Annotated in this window: 18 protein-coding genes; 6 read left to right on the top strand and 12 right to left on the bottom strand. The window is 67.4% G+C overall.

Annotation, left to right across the window (positions count from 1 at the left end; all coding sequences use genetic code 11):
• Positions 1–24: 24 nt before the first annotated feature.
• Together H7F16_RS01630 and H7F16_RS01625 are read left to right on the top strand one after the other, a co-directional pair.
• Positions 25–2,430, top strand: coding sequence for an OmpA family protein (locus H7F16_RS01630; protein WP_185795809.1), 2,406 nt, complete (start codon positions 25–27; stop codon positions 2,428–2,430).
• A gap of 21 nt (positions 2,431–2,451) precedes the next feature.
• A complete protein-coding gene (locus H7F16_RS01625) occupies positions 2,452–2,781 on the top strand; it encodes a hypothetical protein (RefSeq protein WP_185795808.1) in 330 nt (109 codons plus the stop codon).
• Positions 2,782–2,812: 31 nt separating this feature from the next.
• On the opposite strand, the gene H7F16_RS01620 is transcribed toward H7F16_RS01625, so the two are convergent.
• Positions 2,813–3,592: an alpha/beta hydrolase gene (locus H7F16_RS01620; protein ID WP_185795807.1), complete on the bottom strand. Its 780-nt coding sequence runs from the start codon at positions 3,590–3,592 to the stop codon at positions 2,813–2,815.
• Positions 3,593–3,702: 110 nt separating this feature from the next.
• Between H7F16_RS01620 and H7F16_RS01615 the strand changes: the two genes are divergently transcribed.
• Entirely contained in the window at positions 3,703–5,181 is a 1,479-nt protein-coding gene (locus H7F16_RS01615; protein ID WP_185795806.1) for an NAD-dependent succinate-semialdehyde dehydrogenase, read from the top strand.
• A 175-nt stretch (positions 5,182–5,356) separates the two neighbouring features.
• Positions 5,357–5,911: a peptidoglycan-binding protein gene (locus H7F16_RS01610; protein WP_185795805.1), complete on the top strand. Its 555-nt coding sequence runs from the start codon at positions 5,357–5,359 to the stop codon at positions 5,909–5,911.
• Positions 5,912–6,106: 195 nt separating this feature from the next.
• Here H7F16_RS01610 and H7F16_RS01605 read toward each other — a convergent pair whose 3' ends face one another.
• The 5 genes from H7F16_RS01605 to H7F16_RS01585 all read right to left on the bottom strand — a co-directional run bounded on the left by H7F16_RS01605 (position 6,107) and on the right by H7F16_RS01585 (position 11,387).
• Complete coding sequence (locus H7F16_RS01605; RefSeq protein ID WP_185795804.1) at positions 6,107–6,565, bottom strand: Hsp20 family protein; 459 nt, start codon at positions 6,563–6,565, stop codon at positions 6,107–6,109.
• 122 nt (positions 6,566–6,687) lie between these two features.
• On the bottom strand, positions 6,688–7,488 hold the full coding sequence (locus H7F16_RS01600; protein ID WP_185795803.1) for a trypsin-like serine peptidase: 801 nt from the start codon (positions 7,486–7,488) through the stop codon (positions 6,688–6,690).
• A 40-nt stretch (positions 7,489–7,528) separates the two neighbouring features.
• The gene (gene glcF / locus H7F16_RS01595; protein ID WP_185795802.1) at positions 7,529–8,803 is read right to left on the bottom strand and encodes a glycolate oxidase subunit GlcF; all 1,275 of its coding nucleotides are present in this window, start codon (positions 8,801–8,803) and stop codon (positions 7,529–7,531) included.
• Between the two features lies 1 nt (position 8,804).
• The gene (locus H7F16_RS01590; RefSeq protein WP_185795801.1) at positions 8,805–9,881 is read right to left on the bottom strand and encodes an FAD-binding protein; all 1,077 of its coding nucleotides are present in this window, start codon (positions 9,879–9,881) and stop codon (positions 8,805–8,807) included.
• A gap of 72 nt (positions 9,882–9,953) precedes the next feature.
• Entirely contained in the window at positions 9,954–11,387 is a 1,434-nt protein-coding gene (locus tag H7F16_RS01585; protein ID WP_185795800.1) for an FAD-linked oxidase C-terminal domain-containing protein, read from the bottom strand.
• An 87-nt stretch (positions 11,388–11,474) separates the two neighbouring features.
• Here H7F16_RS01585 and H7F16_RS01580 point away from each other — a divergent pair, with 87 nt between their 5' ends.
• Complete coding sequence (locus tag H7F16_RS01580) at positions 11,475–12,164, top strand: DUF599 domain-containing protein (RefSeq protein WP_185795799.1); 690 nt, start codon at positions 11,475–11,477, stop codon at positions 12,162–12,164.
• Between the two features lie 15 nt (positions 12,165–12,179).
• On the opposite strand, the gene H7F16_RS01575 is transcribed toward H7F16_RS01580, so the two are convergent.
• The 5 genes from H7F16_RS01575 to H7F16_RS01555 all read right to left on the bottom strand — a co-directional run bounded on the left by H7F16_RS01575 (position 12,180) and on the right by H7F16_RS01555 (position 20,686).
• Entirely contained in the window at positions 12,180–14,273 is a 2,094-nt protein-coding gene (locus H7F16_RS01575; protein ID WP_185795798.1) for a hypothetical protein, read from the bottom strand.
• Entirely contained in the window at positions 14,270–17,026 is a 2,757-nt protein-coding gene (locus H7F16_RS01570; RefSeq protein WP_185795797.1) for a DUF4159 domain-containing protein, read from the bottom strand. Before H7F16_RS01570 ends, H7F16_RS01575 begins: the two co-directional genes overlap by 4 nt.
• Entirely contained in the window at positions 17,027–17,911 is an 885-nt protein-coding gene (locus H7F16_RS01565; protein WP_185796599.1) for a DUF58 domain-containing protein, read from the bottom strand. It lies immediately after the preceding gene.
• Complete coding sequence (locus tag H7F16_RS01560; RefSeq protein WP_185795796.1) at positions 17,911–18,912, bottom strand: AAA family ATPase; 1,002 nt, start codon at positions 18,910–18,912, stop codon at positions 17,911–17,913. Before H7F16_RS01560 ends, H7F16_RS01565 begins: the two co-directional genes overlap by 1 nt.
• A gap of 115 nt (positions 18,913–19,027) precedes the next feature.
• Positions 19,028–20,686 (bottom strand): NAD+ synthase, encoded by a 1,659-nt coding sequence (locus H7F16_RS01555; protein WP_185795795.1) that lies wholly within the window; start codon positions 20,684–20,686, stop codon positions 19,028–19,030.
• A gap of 221 nt (positions 20,687–20,907) precedes the next feature.
• Between H7F16_RS01555 and H7F16_RS01550 the strand changes: the two genes are divergently transcribed.
• Positions 20,908–22,395: an MORN repeat-containing protein gene (locus tag H7F16_RS01550; protein ID WP_241741133.1), complete on the top strand. Its 1,488-nt coding sequence runs from the start codon at positions 20,908–20,910 to the stop codon at positions 22,393–22,395.
• 22 nt (positions 22,396–22,417) lie between these two features.
• Here the strand turns inward: H7F16_RS01550 and H7F16_RS01545 are convergent, their stop codons facing one another.
• Complete coding sequence (locus H7F16_RS01545; RefSeq protein WP_185795793.1) at positions 22,418–23,950, bottom strand: cryptochrome/photolyase family protein; 1,533 nt, start codon at positions 23,948–23,950, stop codon at positions 22,418–22,420.
• Between the last annotated feature and the right edge of the window lie 67 nt (positions 23,951–24,017).

The following is a 24,017-nucleotide window of genomic DNA, read 5'->3' as shown; positions in this document are numbered from 1 at the left end:
TTTTCGCAAGGCGCGCTGGCCGTCATGGCCTTTGCCTTTGCCGGGCTGCTGGCGGTGCTGGTCAGTTGGGGCGCGTCGCTTGCGGTCGAGGCGCTGTCGCAGCGCGCCCTGACCGAGCGGCTGGCAGCGCAGGGCATCGACTGGGCGACCATCGAACCCGACGGGATGCTGGTGCATATCACCGGCACCGCCCCGACCGAGGCTGCGCGGTTCCGCCTTCTCAACATCGTGGGCAGCCAGATCGATTCCAGCCGGATCCGCGACCGGCTCAAGGTGACGCCCGCGCGCGAACTCGAAGCGCCGCGCTTTTCCATCGAGATGCTGCGCAACGATGACGGCATCCAGTTGATCGGCCTGTTGCCATCGGGCGGGGCCAAGGTCGTGCTGTCCACGGCGGCCTCGGACATCGCCGGAGAGATCCCGGTGACCGACATGCTGGAAAGCTCGTCCTTTCCGGCCCCTGCGGGCTGGCAGCCGGCTTTCGACTTTGGCATCGCCGCGCTGAAGCTGTTGCCAAGGTCGAAGATCTCGGTCGCCGCCGACGGGGTTTCGGTCACCGCCATCGCCGCCAGCGAGGCCGAGAAGCGCAGTCTCGAGGCAGAGCTTGCCCGCAACAAGCCAGCGGGTCTGAAGATCAGCATCGATATTTCCGCGCCGCGCCCCGTTCTGACGCCCTTTACCCTGCGCTTCGTCAAGGACGCCGAGGGCGCGCGGTTCGATGCCTGCTCTGCCGATACCGAAGCCGCCCGCAACCGCATTCTTGCCGCCGCCGCCAAAGCCGGGGTCGAGGGCAAGGCGGGCTGCATCGTCGGCCTTGGCGTGCCCACGCCAAGCTGGGCCGAGGCGGCCGAGGCGGGGATTGCCGCCGTCGCGGCCCTCGGGGCGGGGACGATCACCTTTTCGGATGCCGATGTCTCGCTGGTCGCGGTCGAGGATACGCCGCAGGATGTGTTCGACCGTGTGGTGGGCGAATTGCAGACGGCGCTGCCCGATGTGTTCTCGCTCGACGCCAAATTGCCGAAAAAGGCCGATGCCGCCCCCGCTGGTCCGGCGGAATTCACCGCCGTTCTGGCCGATACGGGCAAGGTCGAATTGCGTGGCCGTGTGACCGATGCGATGCAGCGCAAGGCCGTGGACAATTTCGCCAAGGCGCAGTTCGGTTCGTCAAAGGTCTACATCGCCACCCGCAACGACCCCGACTTGCCCGAGGGCTGGCCCGTGCGCGTGCTGGCGGGGCTTGAGGCGCTGTCGCAACTGCACGAAGGCAAGCTGTCGGTCCGCGCCGATACGGTCGAGGTGTCGGGCGTCACCGGCATGCAGGGGGCCAAGGACCGCATCAGCCAGATCCTGTCGAACAAGCTGGGGCAGGGCAAGGCGTTCAAGGTCTCGGTCCGCTATGACGAAAAGCTCGATCCGCTGGCGGCCCTGCCCACGCCGCAGGAATGCGTGGAACGCGTCAATGCGCTGGTTGCCAAGCAGAAGATCACCTTCGAGCCGGGATCGGCCGAGATCGACGGATCGGCGGCGGGGCTGATGACGGCGATGGCGAGCGCGCTTGAACAGTGCAAGGCGCTGCCGATGGAGATTTCAGGCCATACCGACGCGCAAGGCAGCGAGGAGGGCAACAAGGCCCTGTCGCAGGCACGGGCCGAGGCGGTGCTGGTGGCGTTGCAGGGCCGCCGCGTCGATGTGTCGGAAATGTCCGCCATCGGCTATGGCGAGGAGCGCCCCATCGCCGATAACGCCACCGATGCCGGACGCGAGGCGAACCGCCGGATCGAATTCCATCTGATCGGCGAGGAACCGGCCCCCGTGGCACCGCAGGGTGGCGCGGTTGCGGCAACCTCGGGTCCGGTGATCCGTGGCACCGTGGTGCAGGCACTGGGCACCCCCGCCACGCCCGAAGCCTGCCTTGCCGACATCGGCACGCTTCTGCGCGTGCAGAAGATCGGTTTCGAACCGGGCGAGGCGAAGATTTCCGAAGCCTCGGAAGGTCTGGTCACCGCGCTTGCGGTGCTTTTGAAGAAATGCCCCGGCGTTCCGATCGAGGTGGCGGGCCATACCGACAGCCAGGGGTCCGAGGGCGGCAACAAGCGTCTGTCGGAAGACCGCGCCAAAGCCGTGCTGGTGGCGATGGCCCAGCAGGGCGTGGATGTGGCGACGATGAAGGCGGTCGGCTATGGCGAAGAAAAGCCCATCGCCGACAACGAAACCGAAGAGGGCCGCGAGGCCAACCGCCGGATCGAGTTCAACCTGATCGCGGCGGCCCCGGCTGGCCCGTCGCCTGCGCCCGCAACCGGCGCTGCGGCAGCCGAAGCCGCCCCGGCAGGGACCGTGGCGGAAGGGCCAGATTTTTCATCGGACACCAGCCCGTCCATCGCGCCGCAGGAAAAGACCTTGCGTCCGAAGCCGCGCCCCGCGAATAACTGATGTGCGCAGAAGAGTGACACCATGAACCGCACCGAATTCATCGCCGCGACCGCAATCATCCTGCTGGCCGCCTTTGCCATGGGGTGGTTCGCCTATTGGCTGCTGCACCGTTTCACCCGTGTCGCGGGCGGCGATGTGGCCGAGATGGACCGTCTGGCCCAATCGCTGCACGAGGCCGAGGAGACGCGGGACCAGGCGATCCTCTATCTGGAACAGCGCGAGGCCGAGCTATTGAACCAGATCGCCCAGACCGAGGCCGAGTTGCGCGCCGCGATGGATGGGCTGCGCGATGCGCGCCACGAGGCCGAAGAGATGCGCGCCTATATCGAGCGGATGCACGCGTCGAGTTGAGGGCGGCAAATCCGTTCCAACGGATTTGACCCTAGCCCAGCCCGTCCAGACAGGCCCGCATCAGCGGCGACATCGGGTCGGACAGCCCGTCGATGATGTCGAAATGGTGCCGCCCTGCCTCGGGCGTCCAGGGGCAGCCCCAGCGTTCCGACAAAAGCCGCGCATGCCACAGAAACGCCGGGCGCTCTTGCGTGCCGACCCAGATGTGCGCCCCGGTCCCGCTGCGCAGGTGCAGGCGGGCGGGGGATTCGGCGGCGCATTCGGCTTCGTCCAGCCGCAGGTCGGCATTCATCGACGTCTGCATCAGCGGGGCGAGGTCGGACAGCGGCGAGATCGGCACGACCCGCACGACATTCGCGGCAATGTCGGCGCAGCCCATCCGTGCCGCCAGATGCCCGCCTGCGGAATGGCCTGTCACCACCACGGGGCCACGGATCCTTTGCCCCGCCAAAGCCACCGCCGCCGCGATCTCGGCCGTCATGTCGCGGATATGCGCGGCAGGGGCGAGGGTATAGGACGGCAGGGCGCAGGCCCAGCCCCGCGCCGTGGCCCCTGCGGCCAGATGCGACCACAGGTCCCGATGGCCTTCGATCCAGTAGCCGCCATGCACGAAGACCAGCACCCCTTTGGGCGCAGTGTCGGGCAGGAACAGGTCCATCGCCTGACGCGGGCCTGTGCCATAGGCAAGGCCAAGCTGCGCCCTTGGCCCCATCGCCTCGCGGAAGGCCTGCGACTGGCGCTGCCAGCGGGGGTAATAGGCGTCGCCCCCCTTGATATAGGCGCCATTGGCGTAATCATCATCGAGCGACATGGGTGAATCCCGCCATTTTTGATCAAATTTCCGACGCGCGCGATCCTGCAACTGGACAAGACCCGTCTTGCGGTGCAATCCATCCTTAACCCGAAATGCTGGAGGTCCACATGCTCGATTCCGTCACCAACCTTGCGTCGCTTTTGAAAGACCCGTCCCTGCTTGTGACCAAGGCCTATGTCGCGGGCCAATGGATCGATGCCGATGATGGCACCACCTTTCCCGTGACGAACCCCGCGCGGGGCGACGTGATCTGCCACCTGCCCAACCTTGGCCGCGCCGAGACCGCCCGCGCCATTGCCGCCGCCCAGACCGCGATGAAGGACTGGGCCGCCCGCACCGGCAAGGAACGCGCCGCCGTGCTGCGCAAGTGGTATGACCTGATGATGGCCAATCAGGACGATCTGGGAAAGATCCTGACCGCCGAGATGGGCAAGCCGCTGGCCGAGGCCAAGGGCGAGATCGCCTATGGTGCCTCGTTCATCGAATGGTTCGGCGAAGAGGCCAAGCGCGTCTATGGCGAGACCATTCCCGGCCACCAGCGCGACAAGCGCATCACGGTCATCAAGCAGCCCATCGGCGTGGTCGGCTCGATCACCCCGTGGAACTTCCCCAATGCGATGATCGCCCGCAAGGTCGGCCCCGCGCTGGCGGCAGGCTGCGGTTTCGTCGCCCGCCCCGCGGCCGAGACGCCGCTTTCGGCGCTGGCGATGGCGGTGCTGGGCGAACGCGCGGGCCTGCCTGCGGGCATCTTCGCGGTCATCACCTCGATCCGCTCGTCGGACATCGGCAAGGAGTTCTGCGAGAACCACGCCGTGCGTAAGCTGACCTTTACCGGCTCGACCGAGGTGGGCCGCATCCTGCTGCGGCAGGCGGCCGATCAGGTGATGAAATGCTCGATGGAGCTGGGCGGCAACGCGCCCTTCATCGTGTTCGACGATGCCGATCTGGATGCCGCCGTTGCGGGGGCGATGATCTCGAAGTTCCGCAACAATGGCCAGACCTGCGTCTGCGCCAACCGCATCTATGTGCAGGCCGGTGTCTATGACGCCTTTGCCAAGAAACTGGGCGAGGCCGTGGCCAAGACCAAGGTGGGCGATGGCCTGTCCGAGGATGTGACCTTCGGGCCGCTGATCAACGACAAGGCCGTGATCAAGGTCGAGGAGCATATCGCCGACGCGCTGGCCAAGGGGGCAAAGATCGAAACCGGCGGCAAGCGCCATGCGCTGGGCGGGTCTTTCTTTGAACCGACGATCATGACCGGCGTGACCCCCGAGATGCTTGTCACGAACGAAGAGACCTTTGGCCCGCTTGCACCGCTGTTCAAGTTCGAGACGGAAGAGGAAGTGGTGGCTTTGGCCAATGACACGATCTTCGGCCTTGCCTCGTATTTCTTCGCCCGCGACATCGGCCGCATCACCCGCGTGCAAGAGGCGCTGGAATACGGGATGGTCGGCGTCAACACCGGCCTGATCTCGACCGAGGTCGCGCCCTTCGGCGGGGTCAAGCAGTCGGGTCTGGGGCGCGAGGGCAGCCATCACGGGATGGAAGATTACCTCGAGATGAAATACATCTGCCTCAGCGTCTGACCGGGGTGTCACCGCAATGGAAGGGGGCCGCGAGGCCCCCTTTTCGCATCTGCGCAAGCCTTTGGAATCGCGGATGTTATCCCATATCAAACCCCTGACTTTGCCTAGCGGGGCGGGCAGTCGCATGTTGCTGTCAAGGCGAATGACCGCCCCCGACATGCAACAGGAGTTTGACATGCTGCCCACTGTCAAGAACACCGCCATCACCGCCCTGACCGCGCTTTCCCTTGCGCTCGGGGCTGCCCTTCCCGCCAAGGCGTGGGACCAGCGCGAACAGGACGTTCTGAAGGGCGTTGTCGGCACCATCGTGCTTGGCACGGTCCTGCGGGACTATGGCGTCCTGCCGCCGCGCAACCGGCCCGTCTACCAGCAACCGCCCGTCTACCAGCAGCCCCCCGTCTACCAGCAGCCGCCGCGCGTCGTCTACCACCAGCCGCGCTACTACGAGGAGCCCCGCTACGAAGAGCCGGTCTACCAACCGCGCCCGACCTATGCGACCAGCGTCTACCGCACCGCCGCCGCGCAGGCTTTCAACAGCTACAGCCTGTCGGAACGCCGCGCCATCCAGCGCCGCCTTGCCGCGCAGGGCTATTACTACGGCGGGATCGACGGCTCTTTCGGTCCGGGCACCTATAACGCGGTTTCGGCCTATGCTTCCGACATGGGGCAGGCGGGCCGTCTGGCATCGCGCGAAGGGGCCTTTGGCATCTATGATGGGCTGATCTTCTGACAGCCCGATGACCAGCGGCGCCGGGGCCGGACTGTGGCCCCGGACAGCCGGTTTCCGGTGGCCCTTCCCCCAAGGGGGCCGGAAACGCAAAGGGGCGCAGGAATGCGCCCCTTTTTCTTGTGTCGTGCAAGCGAGGCACAGGGCCGCAGCGGCGCTGCCGGTAGGGTGGCCCGCGCCGCGAACGGGCCGATCCGGTCAGTTCGGCTTTGCTTCCAGCGCCTTGGTTTCGCCCGCGCGCGAAATCTCGATCCGGCGGGGTTTCAGCGCCTCGGGCGTTTCGCGGACAAGGTCGATGTGAAGCATGCCGTGTTCATGCGTGGCCCCCGTCACGCGGACATGATCGGCCAGCGCGAAGCGGCGCTCGAAGGCGCGGGTCGCGATGCCACGATGCAGGTAGGTCTTGCTCTCGGCCTCGTCCGACTTGCGGGCGGCGACGAGCAGGGTGCCATCCTTGACCTCGACGTTCAGTTCCTCGGGCGTGAAGCCCGCGACCGCGATCGAGATGCGGTAGCCGTCGTCGGCGGTCTTTTCGATGTTGTAGGGCGGATAGGTCGGCTGGGCCACATCGGCGGTCAGCGCGCGGTCCATCAGGTCGGCGATCCGGTCGAAGCCGACGGTTGCACGGTAAAGCGGTGCGAAATCAAGGTTACGCATGGGTCATCCTCCATCGAGCGATGCTATGTGAAGCCCTCCGCCAGGCGGACGGGCGGTTGATGCCGAAAGGCCCGTTATGGCACCCCGCGACAGGCTTCATTTGGGAAGAGGAAAACCGGCTTTCAAGGGGACTCGGTCGGCACGACCTTGACGAATTTCGCGCCGCCCGACCCGTTCGACAGCACCCGCACGCCGGGGGTGGCGGGGCTGCCTGCGTCCATCTCGTCTTCCAGCGTTGCCAGCGCCTCGGCCAAGGGCACGGCCAGCGAGACGGGTTGCCCCTCGACCTCGGCCTTGGCCGAGACGACCGAGACGACCGAAACCAGCCCGTCCTGCACGGTAAAGACCGGAGCGCCCGAAGCGCCGAAGTCGACGGCGCAGGACAGCACCAGCACATCGGGCCTGCGGGCGATGATCTTGCACAGTTCCTGAAGCGAGGGGGCCTCGGACCGGTCCTGCGCGTATGAGACGATGCCCACCTCGTCACCCGCTTCGGGGGCGGCATCGGTGGCAAAGGGCTGCACCTGCGGCAGGCGGATCGGATGATCGAGCCGCAAAAGCGCAAGGTCGCTGCCCACGCTGTCGAGCGGCTTGGCGTCGGGCCGGTAATCGGGATGCGCCATCGCGCGGGTGACGTTGCGATAGGCTTCGGCCCGACCGTTGCGCCATCCGGCAAGGAAGGTCAGTTCCGAGGCGTCGACCCGCCGCCCCGTCGCCTTGTCGTAAAGGCAATGCGCGGCGGTCAGCACCAGATCATCCTCGATCAGCGTGCCGGTGCAAAAGCCGTTCGGGCCGATGTTGATCCGCCCCACCGCATCCCAGCCGCGCCCCTGATCGACCGAGGCGAGCGAGCGCAACTCTTGCGCCCCCGCCGCGACGGGCAGGGAAAGGCAGGCGATCAAGGCCCAGGGCAGGGATGTCATCGCGCTTGGGTAGAAACGGATTGGGGCGAAAATGTGGCGGTCATTCCAGCGCCCTGGGCTTCGGCCCGCCTGTCGCCCAATCGAGCAGCTCGACCGTATGCACCACGGGAACCGCCGTGCCCGAGCCGATCTGCATCATGCAGCCGATGTTTCCCGCAGCGATCACATCGGGTTTCCGCGCCTCGAGCGTCTGCACCTTGCGCGCTTTCAACTCGGCCGAAATCGCGGGTTGCAGCAGGTTGTAGGTGCCGGCCGAGCCGCAGCAGAGGTGGCTGTCGGCGGGTTCGACCACCTCGAAACCCGCGCGCTTCAACAGGTCTTTCGGCGTGGATTTGATCTGTTGGCCGTGTTGTAGCGAACAGGCGGCATGATAGGCGACGCGCAGCCCCTTGGCCGCGCCCTGCGGCAGGTCGAGCCGGGCCAGAAGTTCGGTCACATCCACCGCCAGCGCCGCCACCCTTGCCGCATCGGCGGCCAGCGGATCGCTGCGGAACATATGGCCGTAATCCTTGACCGTGGTGCCGCACCCGCTGGTGTTGATGACGATGGCGTCAAGCTCTCCGGCCCCGAGAAAGGCGCGGATGTTGGCGGCGGCAAAAGCGTGGCTTTCCCCTTCGCGCCCCATGTGATGGGTCAGCGCGCCGCAGCAGCCCATGCCTTGGGGAATGACGATCTCGCAGCCCAGACGGCGCAGCAGGCGAAGGGTGGCATCGTTGATGTCGGTGTTCAGCGCCCTTTGCGCGCAGCCCGTCATCAGCGCCACGCGCAGCCGTTTCGGCGCGGTGGGGGCGAAGCTTTGCGCGTCGTCGTTGCGGCTGACGGGGGGGATGCGGGCAGGCACCATCGCCAGCATGGCGCGCAGGCGGGCATCGGGCATCAGCCCCGCAAAGGGACGGCCCAGCTTTGCCAAAGCCAGCGCAAGCCGGAAGCGCATGGGGTAGGGCAGGGTCTTGGCCAGCATCCAGCGCAGCATCCTCTCGCCCAAGGGGCGGCGGTAGGTCGCCTCGATATGGGCGCGCGCGTGATCGACCAGATGCATGTAATGCACGCCCGAGGGGCATGTCGTCATGCAGGCAAGGCACCCCAGACAGCGGTCGATATGCTTGACGGTGCGGGCATCGGCGGGGCGGCCGCTCTCGAGCATCTCCTTGATGAGGTAGATGCGCCCGCGCGGGCTGTCCAGCTCGTCGCCCAGCACCTGATAGGTCGGGCAGGTCGCGGTGCAAAAGCCGCAATGCACGCAGGCCCGCAAGATCTCGTTCGACCGTGCGGTCGAGGGGTCGGCAAGCTGTTCCGGGGTAAAGGTCGTTTGCATGTCAGATTTCCACCGAAAACAGGCCGCGCGGGTCGAATTTGGCGCGCAGACCTTTCGTCAGCGCGGCGATGGGTGCGGGTTCGGGCTGGAACCTTTGCAGCGCGCTTGCCGAGCGGACAAGCGTGGCATGGCCCTGAAACGGGCCGAGCCGCGCCCGCAGGTCGGTGCCTTCGGCAAGGCGCAGCCAGACCAGCCCGCCGCCCCAGTCGTAAAGAACCTGATCGGCCCCGGCCCGCGCCGCCAAAGCCGCCGCTTCCGATGGCACGGTGGACAGCCGCCACACATCGCCCGCCGCATCGTGAAAGGGGGCCACATCGCGGATCGCGGGCCAGGGGTCGTCCACGGCCACATCCACCGCGCCAAAGCCCGCAAGCCGCCGTTGCAGTTCCGCACGGCGATAGGCGACCGATGCGGCGAACCCCTCGATCCGCAGGAAAGTGCCGCGCCCGGGCCAATGCGCCGCCCCCGTGACATCGAAGGGCGAGGTCAGCGCCGAGGCCATCGCCGCCACCGCCGCCGCATCGGACAGCCCGTCGATCCGCAGGCTCGTCCGGGTTTCGGGTTTGGGAAGCAGCTTGAAGGCCACTTCCGTCAGCACGCCCAAGGCGCCGCGCGAACCGGCCACCAGCTTGACCAGATCATAGCCCGTGACGTTCTTCATCACCCGCCCGCCGTTGCGGATGACGGTGCCCGTCCCGTCGACGAACCGCACCCCGATCAGGCTGTCGCGGCAGGCCCCCGCCTGCACGCGGCGCGGGCCGCTGGCATTGGTGGCCACCACGCCGCCGATGGTGCTTTGCCCCGTGCGGCCCAGCAGGCCGCGCAGATCGGGGGCCTCGAAGGGCAGGCGCTGGCCTTCGGCATCGAGCGTGGCCTCGACCTCGGCCAGTGGCGTTCCCGCCTTGACCACCAGCGTCAGCGCGCCCGGTTCGTAAAGGCTGATGCCCGACAGACCGCCGGTTTCAAGCCTTGCGCCCCGTGCCGTGCCCAATCGCCTTGTGCCGCCGCCAGTGATGGCAAGCGGCCCCTCGGCCCCTTCGATGATCCCGGCCAGTTCTGCCTCGGTTGCGGGTCGCATCTTGGCCCTTTCCTCTTGCCTCAAATATCCCACGGGGGGTGCGGGGGGTGTGAAACCCCCCGCCGCGACGGGTCAGGCCGCGCGGCGCGATGCGGTCACGTCCAGCGGGAACACCTTGGCCGGGTTCAGCAGCCATGCGGGGTCGAACACATCCTTCACCCGCAGCTGCGCCTCCATATCCGCCGCGCTGAACTGCACATGCATCAGGTCGCGCTTTTCCACGCCCACGCCATGCTCGCCCGTCAGGCAGCCGCCCACCTCGACGCAAAGTCGCAGGATGTCGGCCCCCAGCGCCTCGGCCAGTTCCAGATCGCCCGCCTTGTTGGCGTCGAAGATGATGAGCGGGTGCATGTTGCCGTCGCCCGCATGGAACACATTCGCGACCCGCAGGCCGTAGCTGGCGGTCAACTCGCCGATGCGCCGCAGCACATGGGCAAGTTCCGAGACCGGGATCGTGCCATCGAGGCAGATGTAATCGCCCATCTGCCCCATCGCGCCAAAGGCCGACTTGCGGCCAAGCCAGATGCGTTTCGCCTCGTCCTCGGTCGCGGCCTCGCGGTAGGCGACGGGGTTGTGGCGCGTGGCGATGGTCTTGATGCGGGCCAACTGGTCGTCGATCTCGGCGGGACTGCCCTCGACCTCGACGATCAGAAGCGCCTCGCAATCGGGGTAGCCCGCATGGGCGAAGGCTTCGGTGGCGACGATGCAGGGGCGGTCCATGAATTCGATGGCGACGGGCAGAAGCCCGCCCTTGATGATGTCGGATACGCAGGCCCCCGCCACCTCGTTCGAGGCAAAGCCCATCAGCACGGGGCGCGCGCCTTCGGGCTTGGGCAGGATGCGCAGCCACGCCTCGGTGACCACGCCCAGTTGCCCTTCGGAGCCGCAGATCACGCCCAGCAGGTCCAGCCCGCCCGCGTCAAGGTAGGGGCCGCCGATGGTCAGCACCTCGCCCGCCATCGTCACCAGCGTGACGCCCAGAAGGTTGTTGGTGGTGACGCCGTATTTCAGGCAATGCGCCCCGCCCGAGTTCATGCCGATGTTGCCCGCGATGGCGCAGGCCAGCTGGCTTGACGGGTCGGGGGCGTAGAAAAAGCCGTCCGCCTCGACCGCGCCCGTGACCGACAGGTTGGTGCGCCCCGATTGCACGCGGATGAAGCGGTTGTCGTAATCGGTTTCCAGCACCGCGTTCATCCGCGCCACGCCAAGGATCACCGCATCGGCCGTGGGAAGCGAGCCGCCGGCAAGCGAGGTTCCCGCCCCGCGCGGGATGACCTTGACCCCTTCCTCGCTGCAAATCCGCAGGATCGCTGCCGCCTCTTCGGTGCTGCGCGGCAGGGTGACCGCCAGCGGCAGGCAGCGATAGGCGGTGAGGGCATCGCATTCATAGGCGCGCGTTTCGGTCGGGTCGGTGATCAGCGCATCGGCGGGCAGGGCGGCGGCAAGCCTGTCCCAGATGCGCGCCCGCCGCGACAGCACCGAAGGATCGGGAAGGGGCATGTCCATTGCGGCACCTCATATTGCGGGATTGGTAAGGTGATATAACCAATTTCGACAGATGACAAGGCGTGCGCCCGTGCTAATCCTGTGGGCATGGACAGTATGCTGCACCTTGGCCCCTTTACCATACTCGACGGCATCGGGCTTGCCGTGCTGATGGCGCTGTTCTTCGCAAGCGGGTGGCTGAGCGAGCATCCGCCGGCGAACCGGCCTTCGGTGTCTGTCCTGATGGAGCGGCACCGCAGGGATTGGATGGTCGAATTCGTCACCCGTCAGCCGCGCATCTTCGACGCGACGATCCTTGATTCCCTGCGGCAGGGCACGGCCTTTTTCGCTTCGGCCAGCATGATCGCCATCGGGGGCGGGGTGGCGCTGATCGGCAATACCCAGCGGCTCGAGTCGCTCGCCTCGGACCTGTCGTTGCAGGCGGTGGCGGTGCTGCTCGAGGTCAAGATCATCCTGATCCTCGCCTTTCTTGCCAATGCGCTGCTCAAGTTCATCTGGGCGCATCGCCTTTTCGGCTATTGCTCGATCCTGATGGCGGCGGTGCCCAATGACATCACCAACCCCGCCGCCCTGCCGCGCGCCGCGCAGGCGGGCGAGATCAACATCACCGCCGCGCGCAGCTTCAACCGCGGCCTGCGGTCGATCTACTTCGCGCTGGCTGCGCTGGGTTGGCTGCTGGGGCCTTGGGTTCTGGTCGTGACCTCGGTCGCGGCTGCGGGTGTCTTGCTGCGGCGCGAGTTCTGGTCGCATTCGCGGCAGGTCATGCTGGGGCTTTGACCTTCGGGCCCCGCGTCAGGCGGTGCGGCGGGCCGTGCCCTTGCGCCCCTCGACCAGCCATGCGGCAAGGGCGAGGGCGGCCGCCAGAAGCAACCAGACCCATCCCGGCAAGACCGGCGCCACCGAAATATCCTCGGTCACGTAGGCCCCGCGCGGGGTGATGCCGATCCAGCCGCGCCCCGAGGCCGGACGCCCCTCGCGCACGGTGCGGATTTCGGGCACGCCCGCCTCGATCCGCTGCACGCCGCCGTTGGTGGGGGCGATGACGGGGGCAAGCGGGTCGCCGCTGGCGATGGTCTGTTCGAACTCTTTCGGGGCCGAGGGGCCGACCGCCACCACGCGCGTCAGATCGCCCTGTTCCAGACGGTAAAGGCCCATCACAGGCGCGGTCCAGTCGGTGGCGTAGCGGCCCGGTCCGGTTTCGGGCAGGGTGATCTCGGTCTTGCTGCCATCGGGTGCGGTGATCGTCAGCGGTCCGGGGGGCGTGGGCGCGATGGTGCGGCGGGTGATCGTCAGCGTCTGGGCCGAGACCGCGCCGTTGACCGTTGCCGTCAGCGCCTCTTCTTCCAGTTCCGGCTCTTTCAGCATCCAGTGGGCCAGCCGCCGCAACAGTTCGAGCTGCGGCCCGCCCCCCTCGAAGCCGCGACCCCAAAGCCAGGCCTGATCCGATGCCAGCACCGCAACCCGTCCCTCGCCCACGCGGTTCAGCACCAGAAGCGGGCGGTCGCCGGGGCCGGACATGACGACCTGTCCCGCGATGGGTTTCACATCGACCAGCCGGAACCAGCGGCCCCAGCCGCCCTTGGGCGCCAGCGCCTCGAGTCCCTCGGTCACGGGATGCTGTTTGCCAAGCTCGGTCAGCTTCGGGCGGAAGCCCTGTTCGATCACCTGCGAGGTGGGTTCCACCGGCAGCACCTCGGCCAGCGGAGACCGCCAGAGGCTGTCGACGGCACCGAATTCAGGCCCTGCGGCGACCAGCACGGTGCCGCCCTCTTTCACGTAATTCGCCACGTTCTCCAGATAGGACATGGGCAGGATGCCCCGCATCCGGTAGCGGTCAAAGATGATGAGGTCGAATTCCTTGATCTTTTCCACGAAGAGTTCGCGCGTGGGAAAGGCGATGAGCGAAAGCTCCGAGACGGGGATGCCGTCCTGCTTTTCCGGCGGGCGCAGGATGGTGAAGTGGACGAGATCGACGCTTGCATCGGATTTCAGCAGGTTGCGCCAGACCCGTTCGCCCGCATGCGGCTCGCCCGAGACGAGCAGCACGCGCAGGCGGTCGCGCACGCCGTTGATCTGCACCACGGCGGCGTTGTTGCGGTCGGTCAATTCGTCCGTCTGCGCGGGGGTCGAGAATTGCAGCACGTTCATTCCGCCATGCGGCAGCTTCACCGGCAGGTCGATGTCCTGCCCGACGGGAATGCGATAGGTCTGCGGTGCGGCATCGTCGATGGCGATGGTCAGATCGGCCTCGGCCCCTTCGGGTGCCTTGCCTTCATCCTCGATCCGCAGGGTCAGCATCACCTCTTCGTTGAGGATGGCGAAGGCGGGCGCGTTCTTGACGATCAGGCGGCGGTCCCAGTCGGTGGCGTGGCCCGTCAGCAGCAGATGCAGCGGTGCGGGCAAGGCAGGGGCAAGGTCGAGGTCATGCACCCGGCCATCGGAAATCAGGATCGCGCCTGCCACCCTTGCCCGCGGCTCTTCGGCCAAAGCCTCGGCCAGGGCGGTCATGGCGAGGGACCCCGCATCCTCGGCCCCGTCCTGAAAGCGCAGCACGCGCAGTTCGGTGTTGGGCAGGGCTGCCACGGCCTGCGTGACGCGGGCGATGGCCTCGGCGGTCTGGACCTGCCGGTCCGAGAGCGACTGGCTCGCGCTTTCGTCGACGACGAGCAGCACGATATCGGACAGGGGCGTGCGGTCCTCTTGTTGCAGCGACGGGTTGGCGATGGCGGCAAGCAGGACCAGCGCGGTCAGCACCCGCAGCCAAGCCCCCGCCAGCCCGCGCCAGACCGCGAGGCCAAGCCCGAGGACCGCAATCCCCGCCAAGGCGTAAAGCACGGGCCAGCCGACCAGCGGGTCGAAAAGAACCGAAGCCGCGCCGAAGGTCATTGCCCCAACCTTTCCAGAAGCGCAGGCACATGGACCTGATCGGATTTATAGTTGCCGGTCAGCACATGCATGATGAGGTTGATGCCGAAACGGTTCGCCATCTCGCGCTGGCGCTCGCCCGTAAAGCCGCGCCCGACGGGGAACATCGACACGCCCATATCATCGACCGCCCATGCGCTTGCCCAGTCGTTGCCGCCGATCACCACGGGGGTAACCCCGTCGTTCAGGTTGCGGAAGGGCATGCCTTCGACCTGTTCGGCATCGGGGGGGGCGGCTTCGACCCAGACGATGCCGCCGTCGTAGCGGCCGGGAAAATCCTGCAAAAGATAGAAGGTGCGGGTCAGGACATGGTCTTTCGGCAGCGGCTCGAGCGGGGGGATGTCGAGCCCCGCCGCGATCCGTTGCAGGGCTTCGGCCTCGGCCGAGGTGCCGCCGCCGCGCGTCATGTCGGTGTCGCGCGTGTCGAACAGGATCATCCCGCCGGTGCGCAGGTAGTCGTTCAGCTTGGCATAGGCCTTGGCCGAAGGCAGGGGTTGGCTGGTCGTCACCGGCCAGTAGAGGAAGGGAAAGAACACGAGATCGTCTTTCTCGATATCCACCCCGACCGGCGCTTCGGGTTCGACCGAGGTGCGCTCCCACAGCCTTTCGCCAAGGCCGGTAAGCCCTGCCTCGGCCACGTCGTCGACGGCGCTGTCGCCGGTGATCACATGGGCCAGCACCACGGCCTCGGTCGCGCGGATGGCGGCGGCATCGTCCTGCGCCCTGACGCCCTGCGGCAGCAGGCCAAGCATGGCGACCACCGCCGCACCCCGCGCGATGCGCGGCAGGCGGCCCGACAGGGCAAGGGCGGCAAGGATGTCGAGCAGCAAGAGCGCAAGGGCGAGTGACAGGAAACTTCCCTTCAGCGCCTGTTCCTTGGCGGCGTCGAGCCCCTCGATCACGGTTCCGGCTGCCCATGTGGCAAGGGTGAACCCTGCCTTTTCACCCACGGCATTCAGTGCGACGCGGCGGTCGGATCCGGCGTAGAGGCCGGGGCGGAAGTCGGGGTCCGGTCCGGCGGCGATGGCGGCGGCCAGCGCCTCGCCCGCGACGCCTGCCTTGGTGTCGGCGTCGATCTTCTGGCCGTAGGCATCGAGCAGGGTTTCGGCAACCCATGTCTGTCCGGCAAGGTCCGCGGCTTGCGGTGCCGCGGGGCGGGTCGAAACCGCCAGCCGTTCGAGCATCTGCACGAAGAGGCCCGAAAGCGGCAGGGTGGACCATTCGGCATTGGCCGTGACATGGAACAGCACCACCTGCCCCTGACCCACGGCCTTGCGCGTGACCAGCGGCGTGCCGTCGGCCAGTGCGGCGATGGTGCGTTGCGCCAGATCGGGGTCGGGCTGGGCCAGCACTTGCGACGATACCGTCACATCCGCCGGCACGGCCAGACCGTGGAAGGGCGAGGCTTCGGCAAAGGGGGCAAGGGTCTTTGGCTCGCCCCAGCTCATGGCGCCGCCGACGGTGCGGCCGCCTTCACGCAGGCGCACGGGCAGAAGCGGGTCCTCGGCGCTGCGGCTGATGTCGGATGCCGCCAGCGTCGGCCCGGCAAAGCGCAAGAGCATGCCCCCCTTGTCGAGCCAGTCGAGCAAGCCGTCCTGTTCCGTCTGCGTCAGCTTGGCGACATCGGCCAGTATGATGACATCGGGGCTGGCCAGAAGCGCATCGGTCAGGGTGCCGTCGATCAGGTCGGCCACGGGTTCCACCGCCTGCCGGATGTAATGCGTGGGCGAGAGCAGCCGCAGCCCCTCGCGGTCCTCGCGTCCGCCGATCAGGGCGATCTTGCGCCGCTTCAGGCTGTCGTCGGTCAGGCTGACCGCCCCGGCCGAGCGCATTCCCGCGATCTCGAAACGGTTGATCCGGTTGCGCAGTTCCGGCGGCAGCGACAGCGCCGCCTCGGCCCGCGCCGCGCCAAGGCCGAAGGACAGCGTCGCGCGGGCAAGTTCGCGGTCGATGCCCGACGGGTCGGGGCCACGGGCGATGACCTCGACCTCGGCCGGTTCGCCGGCGGGCAGGCGGGTGGCGGCAAGCTGCACCGCGCCATCGGCAAAGCCTGCGGGATAAAGCGCCAGAACGGGGCGGGGGCTGGCAAAGACCGTCAGCGCGCCACGGTCCGCAAGCGATGCGGCAAGCGCCGCGCGGCCGGGGTGGTCAAGGCCGTCGGACAGCCAGAAACTGTCGAAGTTTCCGGCAGGCAGCATCGCGGCCCATGCGGCGTTCTGCGCGGGCAGCCACGGCTGCGGCGACAGTGCGGCCAGCCGGCCCGCCCATGCATCGGCGCTTTGGAAATCGACCTGCGCGGGCGCATCGGTCAGGCGGATCACGGCGACGGGGCGGCCGCTGCGCCCTGCCTCGTCAAGCAGTTGGGTGGCGCGGTCGATCCGGCGCGGCCAGTCGCGGGCATCGGCCCAGGATGCGTCGAAGACGATGAGCAGCGGCCCGTTTCCGGCCTTGCGCTGTTCGGGGTGCAGCACAGGTCCGGCAAAGGCGATGATGGCGGCGGCGATGGCGAGCATGCGAAGCAGCAGCAGCCACCACGGCGTGCGGTCGGTTTCGACCTGATCGTCGGTCAGGCCCAAAAGCAGCGCCACGCCGGGAAAGCGGCGGCGGATCGGCGCGGGTGGCACGGCGCGCAACAGGAACCACAGGACCGGAAGCGCGATCAGCCCCAGCAGCAGCACGGGCGCCGTAAAGCCCACGGGGCCAAGCATCCACATCTAGCGGCCCCCCTCGATCGCGCGGTACAGCCACAAAAGCGCGGGCAACGGGGCGTCGCCCGTGTGGTGGCAGTGGAAATGCCATCCCACAGCGCGGGCAAGGCTTTGCAGACGGTCCTTGCGTTCGGCCAGACGGTCGAGATAGCGCGCCCGCAGGTCACCCGCCCGCAGGGTTTCATGGCTGATGCTGCCGCCCATCGATTCAAAGATGGTGCGCCCGTCAAAGGGAAAATCCTCTTCCGCGGGGTCCAGCACCTGCACCAGCACCCCGCGCGCGCCGCGGTCCGAGGCACGGGCCAGCGCGGTTTCGACACCCTCGATCCGGCCAAGGAAATCCGACAGGAAGATGGCCCGCCCGTGGCTGACGATCCCGTCGGCATCGGGGGCTCCGTATTCCTGCGCGCCGTCGGGCGATGACAGCGCGCGCACCAGCGTCAGCAGTTGCGTCTTGCCCGAGCGCGGAGGCGTATCGCCCCCCGACAGGCCGACCCTTTCGCCGCCGCGCAGCAGCAGCACCGCCGCCGCCAGCGCCAGAAGGCGGGCGCGTTCGGCCTTGGTCACGGTGCTGCGCTCGCTGCGAAAGGCCATCGCCCGCGAGGCATCGACCCAGAGTGTCACCGACTGCGCCGCCTGCCATTCGCGTTCGCGCACGAAGGTCGTGTCCGACCGGGCCGAGCGGCGCCAGTCGATCATGCGGGCGCTGTCACCGGGATGGGCGGGGCGGTATTGCCAGAATTCGTCGCCCTGACCCGCCCGCCTGCGCCCGTGTTCGCCCATCATGATGGTCGAGGCGAGCAACTCGGCCTCGGCCAGCAGGGGCGGCAGCGATTGGCCGAGGGTTTCGGCATCGGTCTGCAAACGGGCGCGAAGGTCGGGGTCAGGGATCACGCGGCTGCAAGCCCCAGCGTGCGGGTGGCCGTGCGTTCGATCAATCCGGCAAGGCTGTCGCCACGGGCGCGGGCGGCGAAGGACAGCGCCATGCGATGCGTCAGCACGGGCCGCGCCAGCGCCGCGACATCCGCGACCGAGGGCGCAAGCCGCCCGTCCAGCAGCGCGCGGGCGCGGACCGTCAGCATCAGCGCCTGCGCCGCACGCGGTCCGGGGCCCCATGACAGCGACCCCGCGAGATCGCGCCCCTCGGCCTCGCCGGGGCGGCAGGCGCGGACAAGGTCAAGGATGGCTTCGACCACCTGATCGCCCACGGGCATCCGCCGCAAGATGGCCTGCGCGTCGAGCAGCTCTTGCGCGGTAAAGACCTGATGCGCCTCGTCCTCGGTGGCGCCGGTCGTGGCGATGAGGATGTCGCGCTCGGTCTCGCGGGTGGGGTATTCGACATCGACCTGCACGAGGAAACGGTCAAGCTGCGCTTCGGGCAGGGGGTAGGTGCCTTCCTGCTCGATCGGGTTCTGCGTCGCCAGAACGTGGAAGGGGCGGCCAAGCGGGCGGTGCTGGCCTGCGATCGTCACCTCGCGTTCCTGCATCGCTTGCAGCAGCGCCGATTGCGTTCGGGGGCTGGCGCGGTTGATTTCGTCGGCCATCAGCAACTGGCAGAAGATCGGCCCCTCGATGAAGCGGAAGGCGCGGCTGCCGCCCTCGGCGGTTTCCAGCACTTCGGAGCCGAGGATATCGGCGGGCATCAGATCGGGCGTGAACTGGATGCGGTTGCCGCGCAGGCCCATCACGGTCGAGAGCGTATCGACCAGCCGCGTCTTGCCAAGGCCCGGCAGGCCCACCAGCAGGGCGTGGCCCCCGCACAGCATCGCCGCCAGCACGAGGTCGACAACCTTTTCCTGCCCGATGAAGCGGCGGTTGATCGAGGCCTTGGCCTGTCCGAGGCGGTCGCCCAAGACTTCGATCCGGGTCACGAGGTCGTCGGCGTCGGACATGGCTTGGCTCCGCTTTGCTATCCTGTCGCTGCATTAGACCGAAGTATGTCCCGCGGCACAAATGACAAAAAGCGGCGGGGCACAAATGATCGTGAGAGAGGCGGAGAAGTCCCGCCTACCCCATGTCGCGCCAGCGGTTGACCATCGGGTAGCGGCGGTCGAGCCAGAAGGCCTTTTGCGTCAGCCGCACGCCGGGGGCGGATTGGAAGCGCTTCCATTCGCTGGTGAAAAGCAGCTGTTCGACCCGTTTCACAGTGGCGCGGTCATGGCCCTGCGCCACGATTTCGGCCACCGAAAGCTCCTTTTCCACCAGCCCTTCGAGAATCGCGTCCAGCACCGGATAGGGGGGCAGGCTGTCGTCGTCGCGCTGGTTCTCGCGCAGTTCCGCCGATGGCGGCTTGTCGATCACGCGGGGCGGGATCACCTCGCCCGCGGGGGCCTTCATCCACGGGCGGTGGTTGGCGTTGCGCCAGCGGCAGGTGTCGAAGACGCGGGTTTTCCACAGGTCCTTGATCGGGTTGAAGCCGCCGTTCATGTCGCCGTAGATCGTGCAATAGCCCACCGCGACCTCGGACTTGTTGCCCGTGGTCAGCAGCATCGCGCCGAATTTGTTCGACAGCGCCATGAGCAGCAGCCCGCGCAGGCGGCTTTGGATGTTTTCCTCGGTGATGCCCGGTTCGGTTCCGGCAAACAGCGGGGCAAGGGCGTCGCCCACCGCCGCTTGCGGCCCCGTGATCGGGATCGTGTCGAGCCTGCAGCCCAAGGCGCGGGCCACGGCTTCGGCATCGTCAAGCGAGGCTTGCGAGGTGAAGCGCGACGGCAGCATGACGCAATGCACGTTTTCGGGGCCGAAGGCATCGGCGGCGATGGTGGCGACAAGGGCCGAGTCGATCCCTCCCGACAGGCCCAGAACCACCTTGGAGAAGCCGGATTTCGCAAGGTAGTCGTGCAGGCCGATGGTCATGGCGCGGTAATCGGCTTCGGCCACGGGCGGAACCGGCGCGCGGGTTCCGTGATCGGCCTGCCAGCCCTGCGCCGTGCGGTGAAAGGTGACATGTTCGATGCAATCGTCGAATTGCGGCAATTGCACCGCCAACCCGCCCCCCGCATTCAGAACCATCGAACAGCCGTCGAAAACCTGATCGTCCTGCCCGCCGGTCATGTTGAGGTAGACGAGCGGCAGCCCCGTTTCGACCACGCGCGACACCATGAGGTTCAGGCGCAGGTCGGGCTTGCCGCGATGATAGGGCGAGCCGTTGGGGACAAGCAGGATCTCGGCCCCGGTCTCGGCCAGCGTTTCGGCCACATCGGGGTGCCAGCTGTCCTCGCAGATCGGGGTGCCGATGCGGACGCCGTTGACCACATAGGGGCCATGCACATCGGCGGGGGTGAACAGGCGCTTTTCGTCGAAGACGCCATCATTGGGCAGATGGTGTTTCAGCACCGTCGCCGTCACCTTGCCGCCCTGAAGGATGTAATAGGCGTTGTAAAGCTTGCCCGCCTGCAGGCAGGGCCCGCCGATGCCCATCGCGGGGCCGTCGGCGCAATCGGAGGCAAGGGTTGCCACAGCCGCCATCGCATCGCGCACGAAAGCGGGTTTCAGGATCAGGTCTTGCGTCTGGTATCCGGTCACGAACATCTCGGTCAGGGCGACCATGTCGCTGCCTGCGGCCTTGGCCTGCTGCCAGACGGCACGGGCCTGCGCGATATTGGCGGCAATCGCCCCCACGGTCGGGTTCAACTGCGCCAGTGTCAGGCGGAAGGTATCGGCCATGCGGAAACGGTCCTTTGCGCGGGTCTGGGCTTCGTTCTAGCAGAAGCACCGCCGAGGGAAAGGTTCACCGCCCCTAACCCTGCGCGCCCAAACCACGCGCGCGCCACCCGCCGGCCGCAATGCGCGGCGCTTGTCGGCGGGTTGGGCGGCGGTTAGGCTTTGCCGCAAAGATCGCGGATCGGGAAAACCCGCGACCGAAGGGCATGGATATGGGGCAAGGCATGAAGCGGCAGTGGCAAGCGGCGGGGCTGATCGGTCTGTGCGTCGCCTTCGGCGCTCCGCTTGGCGCGCAAGAGGCGGGCGAGGTCGTCACCAAGCAATATGACGACGGCTCGGTCTACGAAGGCACCTTCAAGGACGGTTTGCAGGACGGCACCGGCACATACCGGCTGGTGAACGGCTTCGAATACTCGGGCGAATGGGTCGCGGGCGAGATCAGCGGTCAGGGCAAGGCCCGCTATCCCAACGGGTCGGTCTATGTCGGCCGCTTCGCCAAGGGCAAACCCGAGGGCAAGGGCAAGATCACCTATGCCGACGGATCGACCTACGAGGGCGACTGGACCGGCGGCAAGATCACCGGCGCGGGCGTGGCCAGCTATGCCGACGGATCGGTCTATACCGGCGCTTTCGTCGACGGCAAGCAGCAGGGCCGGGGCATCATGGAAGCCAAGGGCGGCTATCGCTACGAAGGGGACTGGGTCGCGGGCGAGAAAGAGGGGCAGGGCAAGATCACCTATCCCGACGGCGCGGTCTATCAGGGCAGCCTGAAGGCCGGACTGCGCGAAGGCCGCGGCACGCTGACCCTGCCCGAGGGGCTGACCTATGTCGGCGACTGGAAGGGCGGGCAGATCAACGGTCAGGGCAAGCTGACGCAGGCCAATGGCGATGTCTACGAAGGCGCCTTTGCCGATGGCCAGAAACAGGGCGCGGGCAAGCTGACCTATGCCTCGGGCGATGTTTACGAAGGCGCTTTCGCGGCCGACAAGCGCAACGGCAAAGGCGTGTTCCGCGCCAAGGACGGGTATGTCTTTGACGGCATCTGGAAGGACGGCCACCTTGAAGGGCAGGGCAGACTGACCTATCCCGACGGGTCCGTCTATGCGGGCGCATTGGCCAAGGACCGCCCCGACGGGCGCGGCAAGATCACCTATGCCGACGGATCAAGCTATGAGGGCGACTGGAAGGCGGGCCAGATCGAAGGGCAGGGCAAGGCCAGCTATGCCGACGGATCGGTCTACGAAGGCCGCTTCAGGGCGGCCAAACCCGATGGCATCGGCGCGATCACCTTTGCCGACGGCTACAGCTATCGCGGACAATGGACGGCGGGCGCGCGCGAGGGATTCGGCCGCGCGGTCTATCCCGACGGGACGGTCTATGCGGGGGAATTCAGGGGCGGCACGCGGCAGGGCAAGGGGCAGCTGACCATGCCCGACGGCTTCACCTATACCGGCGACTGGGTCGCGGGCGCGATCGAGGGGCAGGGCGTCGCCGTCTATGCCGGGGGCGACCGCTACGAGGGCAGCTTTGTCAAAGGCAAGCGGCAGGGCAAGGGAACGCTGTCCTACAAAAGCGGCGAGGTGGCGACGGGCGAGTGGCTCAACGGCATATTGATCGCCCAGCCCGAGGCGGCGGTTCCCGCCGAACCCGCGCAACCTGCGGAACCTGCGGCATCCCCCGCCGCATCCCCCTCGGACGCGCCCGCGAATTGATGCGCGGGGCAGGGCGTTCCGCTCAGACCGGATCGCCCGCCGACAGGCGCGCAAGGAAGGCGTCGCCCTCGGCCAGAACCCGTGTCCGGTGCGCAGCGTCCATCTTGTCCCATGTGCGATACATCTGCGCCATGCGCGGATTGCCGGCGAAGCGGTCGCGGTGGCGTGTCAGGAAATGCCAGTAAAGCAGATTGAACGGGCAGGCATCGGGGCCGGACTTCTCTTTCACCCTATAGGCGCAGCCGCCGCAATAGTCGGACATCCGGTCGATATAGGCCCCCGACGAGACATAGGGCTTCGAGCCGACCACGCCGCCATCGGCCCATTGCGACATGCCGATGGTGTTTGGGGCTTCGACCCATTCGAAGGCGTCGATATAGACCGCCAGATACCATTCATGCACCCGCGCGGGATCGACCCCCGCCAGAAGCGCGAAATTGCCCGTCACCATCAGCCGCTGGATATGGTGGGCATAGGCCATGTCGCCTGTCTGCCCCACGGCGCGGGACAGGCAGTTCATCTTTGTGTTGGCCCCCCAGTAAAGCGGGGGCAGCGCGCGGTCATGGCCAAGGGTGTTGCGGGCGGTGTAGTCCGGCCCTTGCAGGAAATAGATACCGCGCACGAATTCGCGCCAGCCGATGATCTGGCGGATGAAGCCTTCGGCGGCATTGACCGGCACGCGTCCGGCCTGCCATTCGGCGCTGACCCTTTGGCAGACCTCGAGCGGGGTCAGCAGGCCAAGGTTGAGATAGGGCGAGATCAGCGCATGGCTGAGCGTCGGGTCATCTTGCAGCATCGCATCCTGTTCGTCGCCGAAACGCGGCAGGGCGTGGCTGGCGAAATGGTCGAGTGCTGCCAGCGCGTCGGCGCGGGTGACGCCCCATCCAAAGGGGCGCAGCCTGCCGAAATGGCCGGGAAAGCGGGTTTCGACCAGCGCCAGAACCTCATCGGTCACCGCATCGGGCGCAAAACGCGGCGGGCGCGGGCGCAAGAGGTCGGGCTTGGCCGGTTTGCGGTTGTCGTGGTCGAAATTCCACTGCCCGCCTGCGGGGCTGTCGCCCTCCATCATCAGCCCCGTCTTGCGCCGCATCTCGCGGTAGAAGAACTCCATCCGCAGCTGCTTGCGCCCCTCGGCCCAGGCGGCGAATTCGGATGCGGAACACAGGAAGCGGTCGTCCGGCAGCAGGGTCACGCGCAGGGGAGTGGCCTCGAGCGCATGGATCAGCCGCCATTCGCCGGGGGTGGTGGCGATCACCGCGGTCGCCCCTGTCGCCGCGGCACGGCGCAGCAACTCGCCGGGGATGGACTGGCTGTTGTCTGGATCATCGAGGCGGCTGTAGGCCACGCGCCAGCCCGCCCCGCGCAGGGTTTGCGCGAAATGGCGCATGGCCGACAGCACCAGCGCGATTTTTTGCGGGTGGTGCGGCACATAGCGGCCCTCGGCCATCACTTCGGCCATCACGACAAGGTCGGTCGCGGGGTCGGCATGGCGCAGCGCCGAGAGCGTTTCGGTGAGCTGGTCGCCAAGGACGAGGATCAGGCGCATGGCGTCCATCCGGGGCTTTGGCCGAACCGCCGGGAGGGCTGCCTGCCCTCCCGGACCCTCCCGGGGATATTTGGGG

Origin of the sequence: Paragemmobacter straminiformis (genome assembly GCF_014243445.1) — a bacterium.
Lineage (GTDB): Bacteria > Pseudomonadota > Alphaproteobacteria > Rhodobacterales > Rhodobacteraceae > Paragemmobacter > Paragemmobacter straminiformis.
This window is presented reverse-complemented; position numbering and strand designations above follow the sequence as displayed.